The sequence below is a fragment of the Bilifractor sp. HCP3S3_D3 genome, from assembly GCF_052063915.1.
In the GTDB taxonomy this organism is placed as follows: Bacteria; Bacillota; Clostridia; order Lachnospirales; family Lachnospiraceae; genus Bilifractor.
Genome location: NZ_JBQHWP010000065.1, coordinates 1 through 360 on the forward strand (window position 1 = coordinate 1; position 360 = coordinate 360).

A 360-nucleotide genomic window follows, 5' to 3' on the forward strand; every position below is an offset into this window, starting at 1 on the left:
CTGATTGTATTCCCTGCATTTGGGAGCAAGTTCTTGTAATGTGACCGACCGGGAAGATACACAGGCTACGGTAGAAGTTCCGATATCAATACCGGCAACATCATCTCTTCCTACGGCTTTTATTTTATGCGGGGCATCGCCTTTCAGATACAAAACAACATAATAGTGCCAGCCATTTGGAAACATCTTTCGTGCCATTTCGCAATAGGAGATTTCCGAATCCAAGGCTTCCAGAAGATAATCTTGATTTTTTGGAAGTTTACATTTGATATTCAGCCCAAGCCATTGAATGGAACAAGACTCTTTTTGAAATTTTGCGCCATTGGTATTCGTCTTTCCACAGATCGTATGAAAATCTCT

General features: G+C 41.1%; 1 protein-coding gene. It reads right to left on the minus strand.

Features of this window, described 5'->3' with window-relative positions; translation table 11 throughout:
• Positions 1-360 (minus strand): hypothetical protein (locus ACTNDI_RS14055; RefSeq protein ID WP_441101577.1); only part of this gene is annotated, 360 nt, incomplete at both ends.